General features: G+C 64.7%; 1 protein-coding gene. It reads right to left on the bottom strand.

Annotation, left to right across the window (positions count from 1 at the left end; genetic code table 11):
* The coding region (locus ASV53_RS24930; protein ID WP_189337983.1) for an FAD-dependent oxidoreductase at positions 1-371 on the bottom strand (371 nt) is incomplete at both ends.

Below are 371 nucleotides of genomic sequence, written 5' to 3'. Positions count from 1 at the left end.
TTAGAAAGTTCGGCCGCCTTGGCCTCGAACCGCAGACGCCGTACGTCCGACACCAGACCAAGCGAAATGGCCAAACCAGTCAGACGCTGGTCGGCATTGTCGGCGCGCAGGCTCAGCCGATATTCGGCGCGACTGGTGAACATGCGATAGGGCTCGGTCACGCCCCGCGTCACCAGTTCGTCGATCATCACCCCGATATAGGCCTGGTCCCGACCGAAGACGACGGGCTCCAGCCCCGATGCGGCAAGCGCCGCATTCAGGCCCGCCATCAACCCCTGGGCCGCCGCCTCCTCATATCCGGTCGTGCCGTTGATCTGGCCGGCGAAATACAGCCCGCCCATGGCCTTGGTTTCCAGCGTGTAGCGCAGGCC

Origin of the sequence: Photobacterium sanguinicancri (assembly GCF_002265265.1) — a bacterium.
Taxonomy (GTDB): Bacteria; Pseudomonadota; Gammaproteobacteria; order Enterobacterales; family Vibrionaceae; genus Photobacterium; species Photobacterium sanguinicancri.
This window is presented reverse-complemented; position numbering and strand designations above follow the sequence as displayed.